This is a genomic window from Ameyamaea chiangmaiensis, from assembly GCF_013376175.1.
In the GTDB taxonomy this organism is placed as follows: Bacteria; Pseudomonadota; Alphaproteobacteria; order Acetobacterales; family Acetobacteraceae; genus Ameyamaea; species Ameyamaea chiangmaiensis.
The window spans coordinates 17,150-36,587 of record NZ_JABXXR010000008.1 but is presented as its reverse complement, the minus strand read 5'-3'; the positions used below and the strand labels follow the sequence as shown (position 1 = coordinate 36,587).

At 64.4% G+C, this 19,438-nt stretch carries 17 protein-coding genes; 7 read left to right on the top strand and 10 right to left on the bottom strand.

Translation table 11 applies throughout. The features are described 5' to 3' along the window. Window positions 1-72 precede the first annotated feature (72 nt). Window positions 73-1,512, top strand: a complete 1,440-nt coding sequence (locus HUK82_RS02430; RefSeq protein ID WP_176612440.1) for a hypothetical protein — start codon at window positions 73-75, stop codon at window positions 1,510-1,512. 37 nt (window positions 1,513-1,549) lie between these two features. Here HUK82_RS02430 and HUK82_RS02425 read toward each other — a convergent pair whose 3' ends face one another. The 6 genes from HUK82_RS02425 to HUK82_RS02400 form a co-directional block, all read right to left on the bottom strand. Next, window positions 1,550-2,152 (bottom strand): hypothetical protein, encoded by a 603-nt coding sequence (locus HUK82_RS02425; RefSeq protein WP_176612439.1) that lies wholly within the window; start codon window positions 2,150-2,152, stop codon window positions 1,550-1,552. Beyond that, entirely contained in the window at window positions 2,086-2,646 is a 561-nt protein-coding gene (locus HUK82_RS02420) for a methylamine dehydrogenase light chain (protein ID WP_176612438.1), read from the bottom strand. Before HUK82_RS02420 ends, HUK82_RS02425 begins: the two co-directional genes overlap by 67 nt. A 34-nt stretch (window positions 2,647-2,680) precedes the next feature. Next, window positions 2,681-3,286, bottom strand: coding sequence for a thioredoxin domain-containing protein (locus HUK82_RS02415; protein ID WP_176612437.1), 606 nt, complete (start codon window positions 3,284-3,286; stop codon window positions 2,681-2,683). 25 nt (window positions 3,287-3,311) lie between these two features. Continuing rightward, window positions 3,312-4,448 (bottom strand): amine dehydrogenase large subunit, encoded by a 1,137-nt coding sequence (locus tag HUK82_RS02410; RefSeq protein WP_246495036.1) that lies wholly within the window; start codon window positions 4,446-4,448, stop codon window positions 3,312-3,314. A 228-nt stretch (window positions 4,449-4,676) separates the two neighbouring features. Continuing rightward, a complete protein-coding gene (locus HUK82_RS02405) occupies window positions 4,677-7,244 on the bottom strand; it encodes a TonB-dependent receptor plug domain-containing protein (protein WP_176612435.1) in 2,568 nt (855 codons plus the stop codon). Between the two features lie 319 nt (window positions 7,245-7,563). Further along, entirely contained in the window at window positions 7,564-10,137 is a 2,574-nt protein-coding gene (locus tag HUK82_RS02400) for a TonB-dependent receptor plug domain-containing protein (RefSeq protein WP_176612434.1), read from the bottom strand. 360 nt (window positions 10,138-10,497) lie between these two features. Between HUK82_RS02400 and HUK82_RS02395 the strand changes: the two genes are divergently transcribed. The 5 genes from HUK82_RS02395 to HUK82_RS02375 all read left to right on the top strand — a co-directional run bounded on the left by HUK82_RS02395 (window position 10,498) and on the right by HUK82_RS02375 (window position 15,352). After that, window positions 10,498-12,099 carry a flavin monoamine oxidase family protein gene (locus HUK82_RS02395; protein WP_176612433.1) on the top strand — a complete coding sequence of 534 codons (1,602 nt, stop codon included), beginning with the start codon at window positions 10,498-10,500 and terminating at the stop codon, window positions 12,097-12,099. Next, a complete protein-coding gene (locus HUK82_RS02390) occupies window positions 12,099-12,539 on the top strand; it encodes a c-type cytochrome (protein ID WP_176612432.1) in 441 nt (146 codons plus the stop codon). The genes HUK82_RS02395 and HUK82_RS02390 overlap by 1 nt, the downstream gene beginning before the upstream one ends. A 20-nt stretch (window positions 12,540-12,559) precedes the next feature. Beyond that, window positions 12,560-13,069: a RidA family protein gene (locus HUK82_RS02385; RefSeq protein ID WP_176612431.1), complete on the top strand. Its 510-nt coding sequence runs from the start codon at window positions 12,560-12,562 to the stop codon at window positions 13,067-13,069. Window positions 13,070-13,175: 106 nt separating this feature from the next. After that, on the top strand, window positions 13,176-14,303 hold the full coding sequence (locus HUK82_RS02380) for an aromatic ring-hydroxylating oxygenase subunit alpha (RefSeq protein WP_176612430.1): 1,128 nt from the start codon (window positions 13,176-13,178) through the stop codon (window positions 14,301-14,303). Continuing rightward, window positions 14,273-15,352 carry a bifunctional GNAT family N-acetyltransferase/(deoxy)nucleoside triphosphate pyrophosphohydrolase gene (locus tag HUK82_RS02375; protein ID WP_176612429.1) on the top strand — a complete coding sequence of 360 codons (1,080 nt, stop codon included), beginning with the start codon at window positions 14,273-14,275 and terminating at the stop codon, window positions 15,350-15,352. Before HUK82_RS02380 ends, HUK82_RS02375 begins: the two co-directional genes overlap by 31 nt. A gap of 24 nt (window positions 15,353-15,376) precedes the next feature. On the opposite strand, the gene HUK82_RS02370 is transcribed toward HUK82_RS02375, so the two are convergent. Next, window positions 15,377-16,300 (bottom strand): SMP-30/gluconolactonase/LRE family protein, encoded by a 924-nt coding sequence (locus HUK82_RS02370; RefSeq protein WP_176612428.1) that lies wholly within the window; start codon window positions 16,298-16,300, stop codon window positions 15,377-15,379. A 128-nt stretch (window positions 16,301-16,428) separates the two neighbouring features. Between HUK82_RS02370 and HUK82_RS02365 the strand changes: the two genes are divergently transcribed. After that, window positions 16,429-17,208, top strand: a complete 780-nt coding sequence (locus tag HUK82_RS02365) for a competence/damage-inducible protein A (RefSeq protein WP_176612427.1) — start codon at window positions 16,429-16,431, stop codon at window positions 17,206-17,208. A 15-nt stretch (window positions 17,209-17,223) separates the two neighbouring features. Here HUK82_RS02365 and HUK82_RS02360 read toward each other — a convergent pair whose 3' ends face one another. The 3 genes from HUK82_RS02360 to HUK82_RS02350 form a co-directional block, all read right to left on the bottom strand. Further along, a complete protein-coding gene (locus HUK82_RS02360) occupies window positions 17,224-18,180 on the bottom strand; it encodes an acetyl-CoA carboxylase carboxyltransferase subunit alpha (protein ID WP_176612426.1) in 957 nt (318 codons plus the stop codon). A gap of 70 nt (window positions 18,181-18,250) precedes the next feature. After that, window positions 18,251-19,195 (bottom strand): tyrosine recombinase, encoded by a 945-nt coding sequence (locus HUK82_RS02355; RefSeq protein ID WP_176612425.1) that lies wholly within the window; start codon window positions 19,193-19,195, stop codon window positions 18,251-18,253. Beyond that, complete coding sequence (locus HUK82_RS02350; RefSeq protein WP_176612424.1) at window positions 19,192-19,425, bottom strand: hypothetical protein; 234 nt, start codon at window positions 19,423-19,425, stop codon at window positions 19,192-19,194. The genes HUK82_RS02355 and HUK82_RS02350 overlap by 4 nt, the downstream gene beginning before the upstream one ends. Window positions 19,426-19,438: the final 13 nt, after the last annotated feature.

Below are 19,438 nucleotides of genomic sequence, written 5' to 3'. Positions count from 1 at the left end.
CGCGGGTTGCAGGGTTTTGGCCGCCCGGTTTTTCTGCTGTGATAGCAACGCCGTTTTTTCAGGAAGAAGCTCGTGAGCACACAGATCGTCGACAGATGCGCCAATATCGGTGGCGGGCGCAGCCTTCTGGACGGTGATCCCGGGCTGGTCGTCGTACGAAACGCACTTGTGGACTGCGATGCCGTCTATGGTCAGGACCGGCTGCTGGTCAGCGGCAGTGCACACTGGCAGGGCGCATCCGAGGGTGGCCTCGCCGCCATCGTCTCCGACGCCCCACAAAGCACGCTGTCGCAACCGGATCAGGCCGATCGGCTGCCCGAAAGGCGATATCTGTGGCTGGGCACCATGCCCACGGACCGTGCCCGTTTCCTCCTGACCGGTCTGACACGGCTCTGGGCCCTGTTGCGCCCGTATCCCGACGCCCCGCGCCCGGTTCTGGTGATCAGCGGCATCTCAGCCGATGCACTGTTCGATGTGCCGCACTGCGCGGAGGTGTGGCGCGCACTGGGATTCACCCCCGACGATTTCCTGACCCCGACCGTCTTCGATCGCTTCCCGAGCCTCGAGGTGCCGGGACCAGCCTTTATCGAAAACGGTCACGCCTGGTCCGTCTGGCATGACAGCATGATGCACCTGGCCGATCGTCTGGCCGCACCCTCGGACGAGTCTCCGGACGGACGGCCCCTGTACATCGCACCGGGCGACGGCCCGTCAGAGGCCGATGGTCTCGGGGCGAATGCCCAGATCAGTGCCGGGTTCCACCAGCAGGGGTTTCTCACCGTTGACACCCGCACTGTCGGCACGCTGGCCGAACGCATCCGTCTGTGGCGGCGTCACCCGACGATCGTGACATTCGCCGGGGATGCGGCGGTAATTACGGCACTTGTGCGCAACCGGATGCTGGTTCTGGTGCACGCATCCAGCAACGTCTCCGGCTCACAGGTGATGATCGACCAGCTTAACGGACATACTTCGCTCTATCTGAACGTCGAGCGCGCGATCCGCGACACGGGCGCCCCGCAGCAGGCAATCGCCGAAGGGGTGTTCGATGCCGTGCGGACCGTGCGGTCGTCCCCCCGCCCGGCACGCCCTTATCCACTTGCGCAGACACTGTTCGGCGGACAGCCCTTTCAGGATTGCTGGGGCACGCGTCTGGACATTGCGGCCGACCATGCGGCCGAAGATCAGGCGTGCAAGACCATACGCACCCTGTTCGACACGGAGACCGTCGTCTACGAAGCCCGGATTTTTATCGATAATCCGGGCGATACCGACGAAGCCCTGCATGTCTGCGTTCTGGTGCGCTACGACGCCCATCGCTGGATCGAGGTCATGCGCGATGCCATCACAGTCAGCGCCGCGACGCCGTCCTTCCCGGTACGCAAGCTGTTCTACGTTCCTCAGACCGTCACAGGGGTACGCGTGGGCCTGGTCGACGCCCACGCGGCACGTCTGGGCGCGGTGGAGCTCTTTGGCGAAACGCGTGACGATGGGCATGGGCTGACGACCTGATCCGGCGCCAAAGCTCTGCGCGGCTCGGACGCTCCTATCAGGGCGTGTTGCGAACCTCCCGCGTGGCAAGGGCGGCCCCGTAATCGGTCAGGGCGGCGGCCTGGGGGCACGCGGTGGTAACATCGCGCACCACGTCGGCACGATAGGCCTGCAGACTAACCGCGCCAAAGGGCTCGTGCCGGGCGGCCTCCACCTCTGCCTCGGTGAACGGTCGCGCACCCTTGGGCGCGCTTCCCGCCCCCAGCGTGAACATCACGTAGTTCATAAGTTCGGTCAGTTGAGGTGTCGTCAGATTGGCGAACGCTACGTTAGGCAGACGCAGGACATAACGGCGGCCGCTGTCGGTACATAAGAAATACCCGGCCTGCCCGCGCAGATCGGGCACCGTTCCCTGCCGCGACATCCCCCCGATCCCATGGCATCCCCCGCAGCCCAGCAGATAATTCGCGGGGGCATGGGTCAGCACCGGCAGCGTAGGGCGAGGTGCCTCCGCCCGCGCCGCGTGGAAAGCTGAAGCTGCGAGCAGGACAAGCGCGCACACGCCCTGAACAACGCCCCGCGCACGCACGAACGTCAGCCCGCCTGCCCGATGATCGCGGCGGTCGAGCAATGGTAAACCGCCGTCTGCGTTCCAAAGCACCAGATGATGTCGTTACTCGCCTGGGGGCGATAGATCGGCATCTCGTGGTCCGACGTGTTGCAATGACAATCGGCCGACGTCTGGCAGGTCGTGCGACCGCAGCAATCGCGATAGGCGATCACATACGACCGGCCGTCATCGGGGTTGCGGCACGTGCCGATCCACGACACGGGGGACGGCTCCGCGCCCGGCGGGCACGTATGGATGCCGCCGCCGCAGCAGCCGCACAGCAGGCCGTCAATGGCACAATGCCGCCAGTAGTCGCACTTCGTCGGGTCCGTACTCTGGGCCTTGCGCTCGAAATCGGTCAGGGTCTGCGTCGAAGGCACGGGCGCGGCATTGGCTTCCGCAGCGCGCGCGACCGGCAGAACCGGGAACGCCGGCGCGGCCATGGCCGCTCCCACGGTGCCCAGCACGCTGCGGCGCGACGAGAACTCCGCGAGATTGCGCACCAGCTTTTCGCCCAGGCGATCAAACAACGACAACGAAGACATGCGGCGCTCCTCTTGTGGCGCGACGGACCCTGTATCAGGCCGCCAAGGTCCGGGAATGGGCAGAACGGGCGTCGAGGTAGGACTGAACCGTGGTGTACCCCGTCTCACGAGCGACCATCAGGCTTTCGAGATGTTCGCGGCTGTTGACCAGACCACGAGCGATCAGCGTGCCGTCAGTCTCCATCAGCGCGGCGTACGGCAACTTGTCGATCCCGAAGACACGCCCGATCTCCGTATCGTTGACAAAGCGTTCTGGCACGATGTGATGCAAATGGGCAAAGTCGCGCTGCACGGCAGCAGCGTCATCGCCGAGAAACAGCAGATCGACCCGCTCAGCGAACGCCACCGCATGGGCGATGGAGATCAACTTGGCACTGATCGGGCATGATGCCGATACGAACAGCAGCAGCGTCGGGCGCGGCGTAACACCACCCACCGTGACGGAGGAGCCGTCCAGTGCCATCAGGGCGCGTGCCGGGACGGCCGTGCCAGGCGCCATGCCGCCGGCGGTCATCAGCGCACCGGCCGGCGCAACCTGCATCATCATGTCACCAATCCGCTGTCGCAGCCGCCAGACGCACAGCGCCAGCGCCACGATCAGGACCGCGACAAGGGCCTGCCCGGTGATCACGCTTTCCATGACGTCGCTGTCCTGCGCTGGCGTTTCACAGATCCGGCGTCAGGGCGATGCCACCGATCCGCGCATCGATGGTATGCAGCACCTTGCCACTGGCGGCATCCATCACGAACGCCTTGCCCTCGCCAGTGAGGGCATACAGCAACGGATGCTGGTCCTGCGATACGGCAATCCCGACGCAGTCCGCAGGCAGTGCGATGCGCCGCAAAAGCGTATGGGCCGTCGTGTCATACACCCAGATCTCGTTGCCTTCGCGCTTGTGGGTCCAGTAGGTCCCCATGTGCATCAGGGCGTACAGCTGGCGGGTCGCACGCTGATAGGCGAAAGGCTCCTTGCCACCCGGACGCCACGCGACGTCCTGAACGCCGGTCGTGGCAACGGGTTGGCCAGCGGCCGCCGACAACGTCCACGGCGTGCCAATCGTCGGCGTAGCGCCTAGCGACGTTTCAAACACCTTACCAGTGTAGGTTATGAAAAACGCGATCCCCGCGTGCCGGTCGATCGGGCTCTGCTCGAACACCGGATCATTGTTGGCATCGAAAAACGGTGCGACGTGGGACACTTTCGCGGCCCCGCTGGCATCCACGGCCACGTTGGTCAGCGAACCGTCACCACACAGCGACGACAGGCCGCCGCTTTTCCACGGGAACACAAGCGCGCACCCGGGCGTATCGACGGTGCGAACGACCTTCCCGGCCTTGAGATCGATCACCGTGATACCCGTGGCCGGGCTCATGTCGAAAATATAGGCCCAGTGTCCATCCTGGCTCAGATCCATATTCTGGATCTTGTAGACGGCCAGCGCGCGCGGCGGCAGTTCGATTTCCTTGACCAGGGCGAGCGTGTGCGCGTCATATGCACGCAGGAAATCTTCCCGCGGGCCGTGATCGCCGCGCGCCCACATCGTCACCGCGACATAGAAAGTCTTTCCGTCGGGACTGAACGCGGCGTTCGAAATCAGGTCACCCGGCAATGTTCCGAGAATCTGCGCCGTATCACCATTATACAGCGTGTAGGATTCCGAACCGGTAGCGGGCAGGAACCAGTGGGACGACATGGTCGGCAGTGTCGCGACCGTGCTCTGTTCGGCCTGCAGGACGGGTTGCGCGGCACGCGCCGACGGTGTCCCGGACACGCCCGACAGCCCGGCGGCCGCGATCGCCATGGCGGCCCACCGACTTTTCCTCAATCCCGCCATCCGAACTGCCTCTCCCGATTCGGCGCCGACGTCGTCGGACCCCATGCACACACGCAAATGCATTATGGATTCGAAATGACTACATGGAAAGCGTTTTAATGGCCGAAGGGCTTTGTCGTTCAGACGTCTGCCCGAACAGAAAAAGGGCGACCACCCGACGCGATCGCCCTTCCCGCGTGTGCGCTATGTCCGCGATCAGAAGGTCGCGTTGATCCGGCCGTAGTAATAGCCGCCGGTGATACCGATACCCGAATTTGTGTTGTCGTAAGGGTTGGAGCCCAGATAGTTGAACCAGGACGACAGTTTGCGCGGTCGCTGATTGAAGATGTTGTTCGCGCCAATGGCGAAATGCCAGTTATGATTGACCCGGTAACCGACTTCGAGATCCGTCAGCCACACAGGGTTGTTCCGGAACTGCGCATAGCACGAGGTCGAATACTGAAGGGAGCCGCCGTCCTTGGGGCAGATAAGGTTGGACGGAGTGGCATCCTGATACTGCACCATGGACACCGTCTCGCCATAACGCGTCTCACGCAGCGTCACGTCCCATGGACCATTGGTATAATACCCCTGCAGAATGATCTTGCTGCGCGGAGATGTCGAGGTGAGGTAGCTGACCGTCTGGTCGTTCAGGACGGGTTGACCCTGTGCGTTGTCGTTGATGTGGCGCATGCGCGTGCGGTTGATGTTAAGCGCCAGCGTCAAATCCAGCGTGCCGTACTGGTGCAGATGGAACATGTAATCCGACATGATGTCGATGCCCTGGGTGCGCGTCGAACCCACGTTGGCAAAATAGTTCGCCGCCACGTCTGCACCCGTAATACCGGCCGGCAGCGTCGCACCTGTCAGATCGATGGCCGAGATCGCCGTGTCGCCACTGACCGTCCCACCACCGAAAATACGGTCGCGAATATCAATCTGATAGACATCGACGGAGGCGTGCCACCCATCGACTGGCTCCACGATAATACCACCTTCGACACTCGTCGAACGCTCGGGCTTCAGGGCACTTGCGCCGATGCTGCGCCCGGCGGCCGAGGTCGTGGACAAAAGGCCTGTCGCGCCGGTGGGCGAGACGTTGAGGCTGCTGAAGTGCTCTTCCGGCAGGGTGGGCGCACGGAAGCCGTTGCTGATCGTGCCACGGATGGCGATGCGCCTGGTGAAGTCGTAACGCGTCGAGACCTTGCCGTTCTCGGTGTTGCCAAAATCGGTATAGTGTTCGAAGCGACCAGCGAAATCCAGATCCCAGTGCTTCAACGGGTGGAAATCCGCATCGACGTAACCCGCCCAGATATCGCGGTTCCATTTACCGGAGTTCTCTGGCATCAGGCCCGCATAGCCCTGCATGCCACCTTGTTCGTATGACGCCGGGGCACCCGGATTGATCTGATAGATCTCAAGCCTGTGCTCCGCACCGAAAGCGAGTGTCATCGGCACGGTGTGGGCGATGTTGAAACGCCGACGCAGGTCGAGGTTGTTCGTCCACTGCGACAGGCTGTAGGACTCCGCGTTCACTGTCGTGGGCGTGAAGCCGGTGCTGGTGTACAGGTTCGGATTACCCGAATTCTTGTTCCCGATCGAATCGATGTCCTCGCCCCATGTGGTGCTGAGGTCCCAGTCAAAGCCGAGGAAATGGCCGCCTTTCAGACCCAGGGTCGCGGCGTAGTCGTTTTCCTCGATCGTCTCCAGAGGCGAGAAACCCCACGGGTACAGAGCTAGAAGTGCCGTTCCCGCGGCCCCCTGAGGATTGCGGAAGTTCTCATACGCCTCGGAATGACGATGGGCATAGGTGATGTTGCCGTAGCCCTGCACGCCCTCGAACAGCGTCTTGCCGAACTCGATCGCCAGATTCTCGCGCGTCTCTTCTGGCGTCGACGTCACCATGTTCTGGTTGGACGGGAACAGGGTGCCACCCTGCGACCGGGTGTCATACGTCCTGGGCACCATGTGATCGCTGTGGGTGACCTGGCCGGAGATGTGGACGTATCCGTCGTCGCCGAAGCCGAAGCCGCCGTCGATGCCGACCTGATACTGCCAGCCGTCGCCGTTATACGCATTGGCGCCGGTCTGCGCGACCATGTTCAGCCCGTGCGGCGTCTTCTTCAGGATGATGTTCACGACGCCCGCAATCGCGTCCGAACCATACATCGCCGCCGCGCCATCGCGCAGGATCTCGATATGGTCGATCGCCGACGCCGGGATCATGTTCAGGTCGACCGGTGTCGAGCCCTGCTGCGGACCCGAATCGGCAATGATGTTCGCCGTCGTATGCCGACGCTTGCCGTCCACCAGGACCAGAACCTCGTTCGGGTTCAGGCCGCGCATCCGGATCGACGACGTCAGCGCGCCCACGTCGGCCGCCTGTCCCTGTGTCGTGATCGACGGGTCCATGCGCACGATCGCATCAGCAAGGTTGACAGCACCCGTGCGCGTCAGGGTCGCGGCCGACAGAACCGTCACCGGCGCCGTCGAATCGCGCGCGTGGCGGTTATAGGCGTGGGTGCCGGTCACGATCACCGCCTCGCCGGAATCAGCCGGAGCGCGCGACGGGCGCGCAATCGGCGCCACGACAGGTGCCGCAACAGGCGTGGCGGCCGGTGTCACCGCCGTGCGTTGGCGGGTCGTGGCGGATGCGGCGGCTTTGCCGGTTTTGTTCGTATGCTGCCTGGCAACAGTCGCGGACGTTGTGGCCGCGACCGCTTCATGAACGGAGGGAAGCACGGTCAGCATGGTAGCCGCAATGAGGATGCGTTTGGACGTCATGGGGCGCGTGTTCTTTTCCGACAGATGATCCGTTTCGGCAAGAAGATGAACAGACCCACCGCATACGTTGCAATACAGAAACGTCGAGCACCGGACGGTCACCACCGGAATGATGCGAATTTGCAACAGTCATCAACACGCAAGTACGTCAGTCAATTTTTCCCAATTACTGCAGTTACGGCATTTAAAGTTCATCGCGGCGATCATGTCGCTACCGAGATCAATGATCGATCGGCAAGGGATCGGCATCGTGCCCGGACAACAAAAAAGCGCGGCCCGTAAGGACCGCGCTTTCAAGGCGTCTTGGTGCGTCGTCGGTTTAGAACGAAGCGTTGATTCGGCCGTAGTAGTAGCCACCGGTGAAAGGGATGCTCGACGAGTTGGAATCGAACGGACGCGCACCCAGATAGTTGTTGTAAAGCTGCACGCGGCGCGGGCGGATATTGAAGATGTTGTTCGCGCCTACGGCAAAGTGCCAGTGGTGATCGAGACGATATCCGACTTCAAGATCCGTCAGCCATGCCGGCGTGTTCTTGAACTGCTGGAAGCATTTCACGGAACCGCTCAGAGCCTTGCCGTCAGCGGCGCAGACGGAACCCCAAGGCGGGTTGGTCTGATAGGTCAGCATCGACACGGTCTCGCCGTAACGGGTCTGGCGCACGGTCACGTCCCACGGACCATTCGTGTAGAAGGCCTGAAGGATGATCTTGCTGCGCGGCGATGTGGACGACAGATACGCCGCCGACTGCGCGTTCAGATACGGGTTGCCGTTCGAGTCCGTGTTGATGTGGGAGACACGCGTCCGGTTCAGGTTCAGCGCCAGCGTCAAATCCAGCGTGCCGTACTGATGCAGATGGAACATGTAGTCCGACATGATGTCGATGCCCTGTGTGCGGGTCGAACCCACATTGGCGAAGTAGTTCGCCGTCACCTTGGTCAAGTCGGTGATTCCCACGGGCAGCGTCGCACCCGTCGCCTCGATCGCGTTGACCGCCGTCGGACCATTCACGCTCAGCGAACCGGCGACCCGGTCGCGGATATTGATCTGGTAGACGTCGGCAGAGATGTGCCAGCCGTCGATCGGCTCGACAAGAATGCCGCCTTCGGCGCTCGTGGACCGCTCGGGCTTCAGGTTCTGCGCACCGACGGCCCGACCGGCGGCCGACGTCGTCGACAACAGGCCCGATGCCGCCGTCGGCGACACGTTCAGGGCACTGAAATGCTCTTCTGGCAGGGTGGGCGCACGGAAGCCGTTGCTGATCGTGCCACGGATGGCGATGCGCTTGGTGAAGTCGTAACGCGTCGAGACCTTGCCGTTCTCGGTGTTGCCAAAATCGGTATAGTGTTCGAAGCGACCAGCGAAATCCAGATCCCAGTGCTTCAACGGGTGGAAGTCGCCATCGACGTAACCGGCCCACACGTCGCGGCTCCAGTTACCTGAGTTCTGCGGCATCAGGCCCGCGTAACCGGCCGTTCCGCCATACAGGTAGGAGGCGGGTGCGCCCGGGTCGATCTTGTACATCTCAAGCCGATGCTCGGCACCGAAGGCCAGGGTCATCGGCACGGTGTGGGCGATGTTGAAACGCCGACGCAGGTCGAGGTTGTTCGTCCACTGCGACAGGCTGTAATATTCCGCGTTCACCGTCGTGGGCGTGAAGCCAGTCCGGGTGTACAGCGTCGAGTTCGCCGTGTGCTTGTTGCCGATGGAATCGCCGTCCTGACCGAAGGTCGTGCTCAGATCCCAGTCGAAACCGAGGAAATGATCGCCCTTGAGACCCAGCGTCGCGGCGAAGTCGTTCTCCTCAAGCGTCTCAAGCGGCGAGAAACCCCACGGATACAGGGCCTTGAGCAACGTGCCCGGCGATGTCACGTTGGGGCGGAAGTTCTCATACGCCTCGGAATGACGATGGGCGTAGGTGATGTTGCCGTAGCCCTGCACGCCCTCGAACAGGGTCTTGCCGAACTCGATCGCCAGATTTTCGCGCGTCTCTTCCGGCGTGCTTTCGATCTTGTTCGAATCCGCCGGAAACAGCGTTCCTCCGGCTGAGCGCGTATCGGTCGTGCGCGACACCATGTGATCGGTGTGGGTGACCTGGCCGGAGATGTGGACGTATCCGTCGTCGCCGAAGCCGAAGCCGCCGTCGATGCCGACCTGATACTGCCAGCCGTCGCCGTTATACGCGTTGGCGCCGGTCTGCGCGACCATGTTCAGCCCGTGCGGCGTCTTCTTCAGGATGATGTTCACGACGCCCGCAATCGCGTCCGAACCATACATCGCCGCCGCGCCATCGCGCAGGATCTCGATATGGTCGATCGCCGACGCCGGGATCATGTTCAGGTCGACCGGTGTCGAGCCCTGCTGCGGACCCGAATCGGCAATGATGTTCGCCGTCGTATGCCGACGTTTGCCGTCCACCAGGACCAGAACCTCGTTCGGGTTCAGGCCGCGCATCCGGATCGACGACGTCAGCGCGCCCACGTCCGAACCCTGTGTCTGGGTCGTGATGGACGGGTCCATACGCACAATGGAATCCGCCAGATTGACAGCACCCGTGCGCGTCAGGGTCGCGGCCGACAGAACCGTGACCGGCGCCGTCGAATCGCGCGCGTGGCGGTTATAGGCGTGGGTACCGGTCACGATCACCGCCTCGCCGGAATCAGCCGGAGCGCGCGACGGGCGCGCAATCGGCGCCACGACAGGAGCGGGCGCTGCCGTCGCCGCCACCGGGGCGGACATGGTCGAGGGCGCGGGACGGGTTGCGGTGTGACGCGTGCGGCCGTGAGTGGTCGCCTTGGTCGCGGAGGTTACGGTGGCAGCCTGGGCCTTAAGGGTCACGGCCGACGCGGGCACGGACAGGATCGTAGCAGCAAGCAAAAGGCGATTGAGGCTCATGATAGGTGGGCGACCCCCGAGAGACGAAGAGATGGAACGGGGGATCATTGCCGTGCCGAACAGACGCATTTCAATGGCAATTTGCGCCGGATTTTTTTTACCGTGAAGACTATGACATATTTATCACATAAAAGTTTTCCCGTCATATCAACGAGCCTTCGGAATCTCTTTTGCTGCCAGCACCTTTGCCCCGACTGACCGCATGGTCAGGGTTCTGTCGGCACCCGTATCGAACCGCCCTCATTCCGTTCCGATACATCGTTCCGGGTACGCCCTGTCTTGACCGTCCCGCGCGGGACTGCTTCCTGCGGTAGGAGCGACGCATGTCGCGTTCATCTTCCATCCACGAGGTCCAGCCGGATGCCAGAGCAACACCCCTTCACACCGCAGACGCGACGGCAGTTGCTGACCCGCATCGGGGTCGCCGCCGGTACTGCCGCGATGTATCAGGCCATGACGGCGATGGGGCACGCGGCGGGCACCGATTTCACCTCGCCGCCGACCCTGACCGGCGCGCGCAAGGGCACCACGGTGCTGGTCCTGGGATCAGGGCTGGCCGGGATGCTGGCCGCCTACGAGATGCGCAAGGCGGGCTACAACGTCCGGGTTCTCGAATTCCAAAACCGCGCGGGGGGCCGTAACTTTACCCTGCATTCGGGCGACAGCTTCACCGAACTCGGCGGCGCCTCGCAGTCCGTGAAGTTCGCGCCGGGCAACTACATCAATCCCGGCCCGTGGCGCATCCCCTATCACCATCAGGGCCTGCTGCATTACTGCCGCGAGTTCGGCGTCGCGCTCGAACCGTTCGTCGAGGTCAATCACAACAGCTATCTGCACGCGACCAATGCGTTCGGCGGCAAGCCGCAGCGCTATCGCGACGTGATGAGCGACTTCAACGGCTACACTGCCGAGATGCTGTCCAAGGCCGTCAACCAACACAAGCTGGACGACATTCTCCACCCCGACGAGCGCGAGCACGTTCTGGCGGCGATGGCAGGCTGGGGCACACTCGACTCCTCTTACCGCTATGTCAAAAGCGACCGCGTCTCTCAGCGACGGGGCTTTGCCAAACCACAGGGCGGCGGTATCGACGGGGCACCCATCCCGTCAGACCTCCTGCCGCGCGATGAAATCATGGCGTCGGGGCTGTGGAACTGGCTGTCGTTCAACATGCGTCTCGAGATGCAGACGACGATGTTCCAGCCGGTCGGCGGCATGGACCAGATCGGCAAGGCCTTCGCCAAGCAGGTCAAGGACCTGATCACGTTCGGCTGCAAGGTCAGCGCGATCCATCAGGACGACAAGGGCGTCTCGGTCACCTACACCGACGTCAATCACGGCAACCGCACGGTCGAGGCGAAAGCCGACTATTGCGTCTGCACGATCCCGCTTTCGATCCTGTCGCAGCTCGACGTGCAAGTCAGCGGACCGATGAAAGCGGCGATCGCAGCCGTGCCATATGCATCGTCGGTCAAGGTCGGGCTGGAATTCAATCGCCGCTTCTGGGAAGAGGACGACCAGATCTACGGCGGCATCAGCTTCACCGACCAGCAGATGAGCCAGATCTCCTACCCGAGCCACGGCTACTTCTCGAAAGGCAAAGCGGTCCTGCTCGGTGCCTACATGTTCGGCTCCGCGGCCTACGACTTCGCCGGCATGACGCCGGAGCAGCGGATCGAGGCGGTTCTGGAACAGGGCTCCAAGATCCATCCGCAGTACCGCAAGGAATTCTCCAACGGCGTGTCGTGGGCCTGGAGCCGCGTGCCCTGGACGCTCGGCTGCTGTTCGATGTGGAGCGAACAGGCACGCAAGACGCACTACAAGACCCTGTGCGAGGTCGATAACCGCGTGGTCCTCGCCGGTGAACACGCGTCCTATATCGGCTGCTGGCAGGAAGGCGCGATCCTGTCCTCGCTCGATGCGATCACCCGTCTCCACAAGCGCGCGATCGGAGCTGCCTGATGCCCGCCCCCCTCTTCCGCACGTCCCGCCTGCTGCCGATCGTCGCGGCCGCCCTCTGCCTTGCCGCAAGCCCGCGTCTGGCGCGTGCCGACGCCGCGGCAAACGTGGATGCGAAGTCGGCGCCCATGACGACAGGTGCCGACGTCTATCGCCATGTCTGCCAGGGCTGCCACATGCCGGACGGCAAGGGCGCCGAGGGAGCGGGCGCGCGGTTTCCCGCGTTCGCCGGCAACCCGAAACTCGCCGACAGCGGCTACCCCGTCTATGTCGTCCTGAACGGCTTCGGCGGCATGCCGTGGTTCAACGGCCGCCTGACGGACGAACAGATCGCCAACGTCGTGAACTACATCCGTACCAGCTTCGGCAACCACTACACCGATCTGATCAAGGCCTCGGACGTGGCGGGGCAAAAGCCGCCCGTGCCGACCGGTGAAGACTGAACCTCCAGGAGACACGTCCCATGATCCGTTTCCCTTTGCGTAATGCCACCCTGATTGCCGCGACACTGGTCGGGTTCGCCGGTGCTGCGCACGCCGCCGACCCCGTCCTGCGCACTCCCGCGGGCAAGTTCCCGATCGCCAGCGCGGTCGAAGTCCCGCCGGGCTACGCCACCATCTACCTCAGCGGCCTTGGCGCCGACGTCGCCGACAAGGCCGCCAAGCCGATGACGCTCGAGGCCTATGGCAACACCGAAACCCAGACGCGCAGCGCCCTGACCAAGCTTCAGGCCGAACTGGCAAAAATGAAGCTCGGCTTCGGCGACGTCGTGCAGATGCACATCTTCATGGCCGCCGACCCCAAGCTCGGCAAAATCGACTTCCCGGGCATGATGAAGGCGTATACCGAGTTCTTCGGAACGAAGGCACAGCCCAACCTGCCAAGCCGCGCCGCGTTCCAGGTCGCGGCACTGGCCAATCCGGGCTGGCTGGTCGAGATCGAACTCGTCGCCGTGCGTCCCCCCGCGAACTGAGCGGGCCTCGCCCTCGACACGATCGGCTCCCTCCCCTACAGGGGAAGGGGTCGGCCGGTTCGCTGAGCCGGCGGAAATACACGCCGCCACATCAAGCAGAGAGCCCATGGACCAGATACTTTCCCCGGACGACAGCAACAGCGGCATCGAGGGAAACCGGGACACGGCTCATTGCGATCTGGCGACGGCGGAGACCCCGACGAGAGATCTGCGGCGCATCCATTGCGACCCGAATTTCTGGTATCCCGTCGCCTGGTCACGCGAACTCAAGCCCGGGAAGACGATCGCGACGCGCTACGCGGGCGAACCGATCGCTCTGGTGCGCCCGACCGAAGGCAGCGTGTTCGCGCTGGAAGACCGCTGTGCCCACAGACAAGTGCCGCTGAGCCTCGGCAAGGTCTCCGGCCAGGCGGTCCAGTGCTGCTATCATGGCTGGGCCTATGGCCGTTCGGGCCGTTGCATCGACGTGCCGTATATCGGCAAGGGTAAACTGCCCAACGGCGTCCGGACCTATCCGTGCCGCGAACAGGGCGGCCTGATCTTCGTGTTCCCCGGCGATCCGGAACGCGCGGACACGGTCCCGCTGCCGCGCCTGTCGCAGGTGGGCAACCCGGGCTACAAGGTGCGCCGTTTCGGCCGGCCGGTCGGCTGCCACTACAGCTTCATGCATGAGAACCTGATGGATATGAACCATCAGTTCATGCATATGCGGCAGATGGGACAGATGAAGCCCCGCTTTCTCGGTCAGGAACGCGGCCCGGGCCTTGTCGAGGCGCGCTACAGCTTTGCGCGTACCAGCGGCAAGCAGCCCATGGGCGAAGCCCTGATCTTCGGCGAGCGTCGCGGCACAGGCGAGAAATACGCCCATCGGGACGTGATGACGATCCGCACCGAATATCCCTACCAGACGCTGCGCATCCAGACGGGCGACGAGGATCCGGTCATGGATCTGTGGATCGCCTACACGCCGCAGGATGCGGACCAGATGACGAACCGCGTGTTCGGCCTTCTGGCCATCAAGCGCCCCAAGATCCCGGGGCTGCTGGACGCGGCGTGGCCGTTCCTCGTCGCGTTCACCGAGCGCATTTTCCGCGAAGACCGCGACATCGTCGAGCTTGAGCAGGCGGCGTGGAACGAATGCGGCCACGACCGCAATCAGGAAGTGTTTCCGGTGATCAACGCCCTGCGTGCCCTGCTGGCCGAATGCGGCGTACCACCGGCCACTGCAGCCTGAGCGACACGCCCGTGGTGTCATCCGTTGCGGCCGGCCGTCTTCCACGCGGCGCGATCGAGGCCGGCCCGTTTCGTCTGCGTCCTCTGCGCCCCGATGATGCTGCCGTCATTCACCGGCTGGTCAACGACTGGAGCGTCGTGCGGATGCTCAGTCGCCTACCCTTTCCCTATCCACGTTCACTGACCGACGACTGGATCGCGTCGACCATCGCCGAACATGATCGCGGCGATGCCTGGCATCTGGCGGTCACGCGGCAGGATGGCGACGGCGAGACGGTACTAGGGTGTATCGGCCTGCGCATCGACGCACCGCAAAAGACCGCCACGCTGGGCTATTGGATAGGGCGCCCCTACTGGGGCACCGGTGCGGCGTCGACAGCCGCCGAACGGGTGACGCGCTGGGCCCTGGCCAACCTGCCCATCGCCCGGATCACGGCCAGCGCCGCACAGGACAACGCGGCCTCCATCGCCGTACTGCGCAAGATCGGCTTTCGCGAGGTCGGTGCCGGGCGGCAACCGTTCCTGGCCCGTGGCGGCGAACACCCCGTGACATTGTTCGAGGCGACCCACGCCGACATGCCCGGCCTTGCGACGCGGAACCCGTCCGAGGACGCCGCGCCAGACCCTTCCCCGGCCGCGGCAGTCCCGGCGCGACGTTCGGTCCTGGTGGCCGCCGCCGCCCTGCTGGACCGCGATAATCGCGTGCTGCTGGCGCGCCGCCCCGAAGGCAAGCCGATGGCGGGACTGTGGGAGTTTCCCGGCGGCAAGATCGAACAGGACGAGACCCCGGAGGATGCGCTGATCCGGGAATTGCGCGAGGAACTGGGTATCGAGGTCTCCCCGGCGTGCCTCGCGCCCTTCACCTTCGCCTCGCACGATTACGGCACATTCCATCTGCTAATGCCGCTGTTCTTGTGTCGTCGGTGGAAACACACCCCCACAGCGCGCGAAGGACAGACGCTGCGCTGGGTCCACGCCGCCGAACTCGCCGACTATCCGATGCCCGCCGCCGATCTGCCCTTTATCCCGCTGCTCCGCGACCTGCTCTGACGCAGGTCGCGACCGCCGCCGCCATTACAGCACGATCGAGCGATCCAGCCGGAAGGCCGCCTGCGCCTGACCCGGCGTCGTGACGCGAATCGAAAACAGCCCACCCGTCAACGGAAGCTCGGCCAACGTCGCCGCGTCGGTGTCCTTGCGTGCCGTTGTGATGAACAGAGTGCGGTGATCGGCGCCCCCGAAGGCAACCTTCGTGACATTGCGCGCCGGGATCGGCAGAGGTTCAAGCTCGGTCCCGTCCGGCGCGAACCGGCTGACCCGCCCGCCCTGCCACGTCCCCACCCACAGAACGCCGGCGCTGTCGGCGACGACGCCATCGGGATGGCCGTCGGCAAGACGCGCAAAGACGCGCCGGTTGGCGAGTTGCCCATCAGGACGCAGATCGAAGGCGTAGATAAGTTGGTTAGCCGAGTCGTTGTGGTAGAGCGTCGTCCCGTCCGGTGACACCGTCGGGCCGTTCGTGACCACATAGCCTTCGTCGTGACGGACGACATGCAGCTTGCCATCCGCTCCATGCGCGACCGAGTACAGGGATCCGGTCGGCTCGCTTTCCGCATCATGCATCGTCCCGAACCAGAGCCGCCCGGTCGGATCGACCCAGCCGTCATTCAGCCGGTTCCCCGGCCGTTCAGGCTCCACCACCGTATCGAGGTCGCAGGTGCCGGTGGCCGGATCGAACCAGTGCAGACCGTCCTGCATCCCGCACAACAGCAGGCGCGTCGGCGTCGGCACCACGAAGCCGGGCCGACCTGGCACCGTCCACGACCGTTTCTCGCCGGTTGCCGGATCCAGCCGGTGGATGGCACGGCCGTTGATGTCCACGAAGAACAGCGCCTGCTCGACTTCGTGCCAGACCGGTCCCTCGCCCAGTTCCGCCTTCAGGTCCCACGCGCAGACCAGGGGACCGGACACCGCGCCGGAAAGTGCTGAAGCTGTCATGATCGTGATCCTTACCTCGTCCGTCCCGCAGGGCGCCACCGGCGGTGCCCGCGCTAAAAAGCGCCTGTTCGACCGGGCGCGTGCAGGGCCATAATGAACCCCGCCACGCTACCCGCCAAGGAGGCCCCATGTCGCAACCCTCGACGACTGACGCGAATCCGACGGCCAGCGTGCTTGTCATCGGTAACGAGATCCTGTCCGGAAGGACGCAGGACGCGAACATCAATTTTCTCGCACAACGGTTGGGCGCGCTGGGGATCACCCTGCGCGAGGTACGCGTCATTCCCGACGATCACGATTTTATCGTCGCGACGATCACCGACCTGCGGGCCCGGTATGACCATCTGTTCACCACGGGCGGCATCGGCCCGACGCACGACGACATCACGTCCGAATGTGTCGCACAGGCCATGGGTGTTCCGTGGGAGATCCATCCCGAGACCTTCGCTCTGCTGGAGGCCTATTTCACGCGTGAACGGTTCAATGCCGCCCGGCAGCGCATGGCAATGCTGCCGCGCGGCGCGGTGCCGATCCGCAATCCCGTTTCTCTGGCACCGGGCTACTCTATCGGGAATGTGCATGTGATGGCGGGCGTGCCAGCCATCATGCGTGCGATGTTCGACGAACTGGCGCCAGGGCTGAGGGGCGGCCGACCGGTCGTCTCATGCAGCTGGTATGCGTTCGACCTGTTCGAGGGCGGTCTGGCGGCCGGATTCGCGGCGATTGCCAGGGATTACCCGGCCCTCGATCTTGGCTCATACCCGTTTCATCGCCCGGATGGACGTCACGGCGTGGCGCTTGTCGCCAAGGGTCTGGATCGCAGCGCTCTCGCCGGGGCATCAGACGCGATTCGCGCACTGATCGTGGCGCTGGGTGCCACACCGCAGGAAGGCGAGCCGCCTGCCTGACGGAGTGGGAGGCGGTCAGGTGACCGCTTCACGACCCATGGCGAGAAATTTCTCCCGCCGCCGCGCGCGCAACAGGGCGGGTTCCAGTCCGAGCAGCTCCGGCAACTCCGCGGCGATGGCCTTTCGAACCGTCTCCAGCGCCTTCGCCGGCTCGCGCTGCGCACCGCCAAGCGGCTCGGGGATGATGCGGTCGATCAGCCCCAGCTCCAGCAGGTCCTGAGCCGTCAGGCGCAGGGCTTCGGCTGCGGTCGGCGCCTGCTTGGGATCACGCCACAGGATCGAGGCACATGCCTCGGGCGAAATCACGGAGTAGATCGCGTGCTCCAGCATCAGGATCCGGTCGCCTGCGCCCAACGCGACCGCGCCGCCGGACCCGCCCTCGCCGATCACGGTGACGATCACCGGCACCGGCGCGTTCAGGAACACGTCGATCGAACGCGCTATGGCCTCCGCCTGACCGCGCTGCTCGGCGTCGATTCCCGGCCATGCCCCGGCGGTATCGACGAAGGTCAGGATGGGAAGCCCGAACCTGGCGGCAAGCTCGACCAGCCGCTGCGCCTTGCGGTAGCCCTCGGGACGCGCCATGCCGAAATTATGCACCAGCCGGGTCTCCAGGTCGCTGCCGCGCTCGGTCCCGATCACGACGACGGGCTGCCCCTCGAAGCGACCGACACCGCCGACGACGGCCTTGTCCTCGGCCGACAGGCGGTCGCCGGCAAGCGGGGTGAACTCGGTGATCAGCGCGCGGATGTAATCCTGCGCGTGCGGACGCTGCGCATGGCGTGCGACCTGAACTTTCTGCGCCGGCGTCAGCTTGCCGTAGATCCCGCGAAGCTGCTTTTCAGCCTTCTCGGACAGGCGGCCAACCTCATCGGCGATATTGACGCCTTCGGAGCCCGACATCTGACGCAACTCGTCGATCTTGGTCTCAAGCTCGGCGACGGATTTTTCGAAGTCTAGAAACTGACGCATGGCGTTGGCCATTAGCACAGTGGCGCCGCTTGCCAAGCATCTTGTCGCCCTCGCTGCCACAAAGATGCGTTCAAGGCCGCTCCGCACCGCCGCCGAGAGGATGGTGGCGCTCCACCAGATCACGCAGATGTTCGTCCATCACATGGGTATAGATCTGGGTGGTGCTGATATCCGCATGGCCCAGCAACGTCTGAAGGGCCCGCAGGTCCGCACCATGGGCCAGGAGGTGACTGGCAAAGGAATGGCGCAGCACATGCGGCGAGACCGCGCCCGTCGGCAGACCCGCGCGCAGGGCGACCTCCGCGAGTATATGGTCAAAGGCCTGCCGCGTGAGGGGACGCCCGGCCGTGCGGCCGGCGAACAGGGGACCGCGCGGATCGGAGTCGGCATCGCGGCCATCGATTGCCAGAAGCGCGCGTGCGGCGTCTCGCGCGCGCTCGGACAGCGGCACCAGCCGTTCCCGACCACCCTTGCCCCGCACCACGATCATCCCGGCACCACCGCCCGCCTGCGCTACCACGCGCGGTAGCGCCAGTAGTTCGGAGATGCGCAGGCCGCTGGCGTAGAGCATCTCGATCGCGGCCTGTGCGATGGCGCTACGCCGCCGCCGCAGCGGCGAGGCATCGGGAGGCGCGGTCGCCGCGTCCAGCAACGCGGCGATATCGCCCTCGCCCAGCACGCGGGGCAGCGTCACGGACCGACGCGGCGTCTCGCACTCGGCCGTGGGATCGTCACGACGAACGCCGTCGCGCATCAGGAACAGGAAATATTGCCTCAGACAGGACAGTCGCCGGGCAACTGTGCGCGCGGCGAAACCGGCCTGGCCCAGACTGGCAAGATAGCCGTGCAGATCGGTAGCTGTCGCATCGCGCAACGTGTGACCGCCATGCCGCACCACGAACGCCGTGCAGTCGTCCAGATCGCGCCGATAGGCGGCGAGCGTGTTGCGGGCCGCCCCACGTTCGGCGGCCAGCATTTCGAGGAAGGAGTCTATGCTGGCCGAGACACCGCTCAATGTGCCGCTGCGGCCGTTGGCGGGGTGGTGGGTTCCGGGGCAGGCGCGGGGGTCGCAGCCGGAACGGGCGGGGGCGTCACCGGAGCCGCCGCGCTGGCGAAGGTGCTGGCCGGAAGATCCTTGTGGACGTCCTGCGGCAGAGGCGGCTTGGCCGAAAACCCGAGCGAGAGAAAGCCGGCGAACAGGCCGACCACGACGAGCACGGCGGCGGCAAGAGCTACGCGACGCATGGAAATCCTTGTC

Excerpts from the sequence above, each read along its gene's own strand:
- HUK82_RS02420 (WP_176612438.1), bottom strand. The coding sequence starts at position 2,646 with ATGTCTTCGTTGTCGTTGTTTGATCGCCTGGGCGAAAAGCTGGTGCGC.
- HUK82_RS02415 (WP_176612437.1), bottom strand. The coding sequence starts at position 3,286 with ATGGAAAGCGTGATCACCGGGCAGGCCCTTGTCGCGGTCCTGATCGTG.
- HUK82_RS02410 (WP_246495036.1), bottom strand. The coding sequence starts at position 4,448 with ATGGCGATCGCGGCCGCCGGGCTGTCGGGCGTGTCCGGGACACCGTCG.
- HUK82_RS02405 (WP_176612435.1), bottom strand. The coding sequence starts at position 7,244 with ATGACGTCCAAACGCATCCTCATTGCGGCTACCATGCTGACCGTGCTT.
- HUK82_RS02400 (WP_176612434.1), bottom strand. The coding sequence starts at position 10,137 with ATGAGCCTCAATCGCCTTTTGCTTGCTGCTACGATCCTGTCCGTGCCC.
- HUK82_RS02395 (WP_176612433.1), top strand. The coding sequence starts at position 10,498 with ATGCCAGAGCAACACCCCTTCACACCGCAGACGCGACGGCAGTTGCTG.
- HUK82_RS02390 (WP_176612432.1), top strand. The coding sequence starts at position 12,099 with ATGCCCGCCCCCCTCTTCCGCACGTCCCGCCTGCTGCCGATCGTCGCG.
- HUK82_RS02385 (WP_176612431.1), top strand. The coding sequence starts at position 12,560 with ATGATCCGTTTCCCTTTGCGTAATGCCACCCTGATTGCCGCGACACTG.
- HUK82_RS02380 (WP_176612430.1), top strand. The coding sequence starts at position 13,176 with ATGGACCAGATACTTTCCCCGGACGACAGCAACAGCGGCATCGAGGGA.
- HUK82_RS02375 (WP_176612429.1), top strand. The coding sequence starts at position 14,273 with ATGCGGCGTACCACCGGCCACTGCAGCCTGAGCGACACGCCCGTGGTG.
- HUK82_RS02370 (WP_176612428.1), bottom strand. The coding sequence starts at position 16,300 with ATGACAGCTTCAGCACTTTCCGGCGCGGTGTCCGGTCCCCTGGTCTGC.
- HUK82_RS02365 (WP_176612427.1), top strand. The coding sequence starts at position 16,429 with ATGTCGCAACCCTCGACGACTGACGCGAATCCGACGGCCAGCGTGCTT.
- HUK82_RS02360 (WP_176612426.1), bottom strand. The coding sequence starts at position 18,180 with ATGCGTCAGTTTCTAGACTTCGAAAAATCCGTCGCCGAGCTTGAGACC.
- HUK82_RS02350 (WP_176612424.1), bottom strand. The coding sequence starts at position 19,425 with ATGCGTCGCGTAGCTCTTGCCGCCGCCGTGCTCGTCGTGGTCGGCCTG.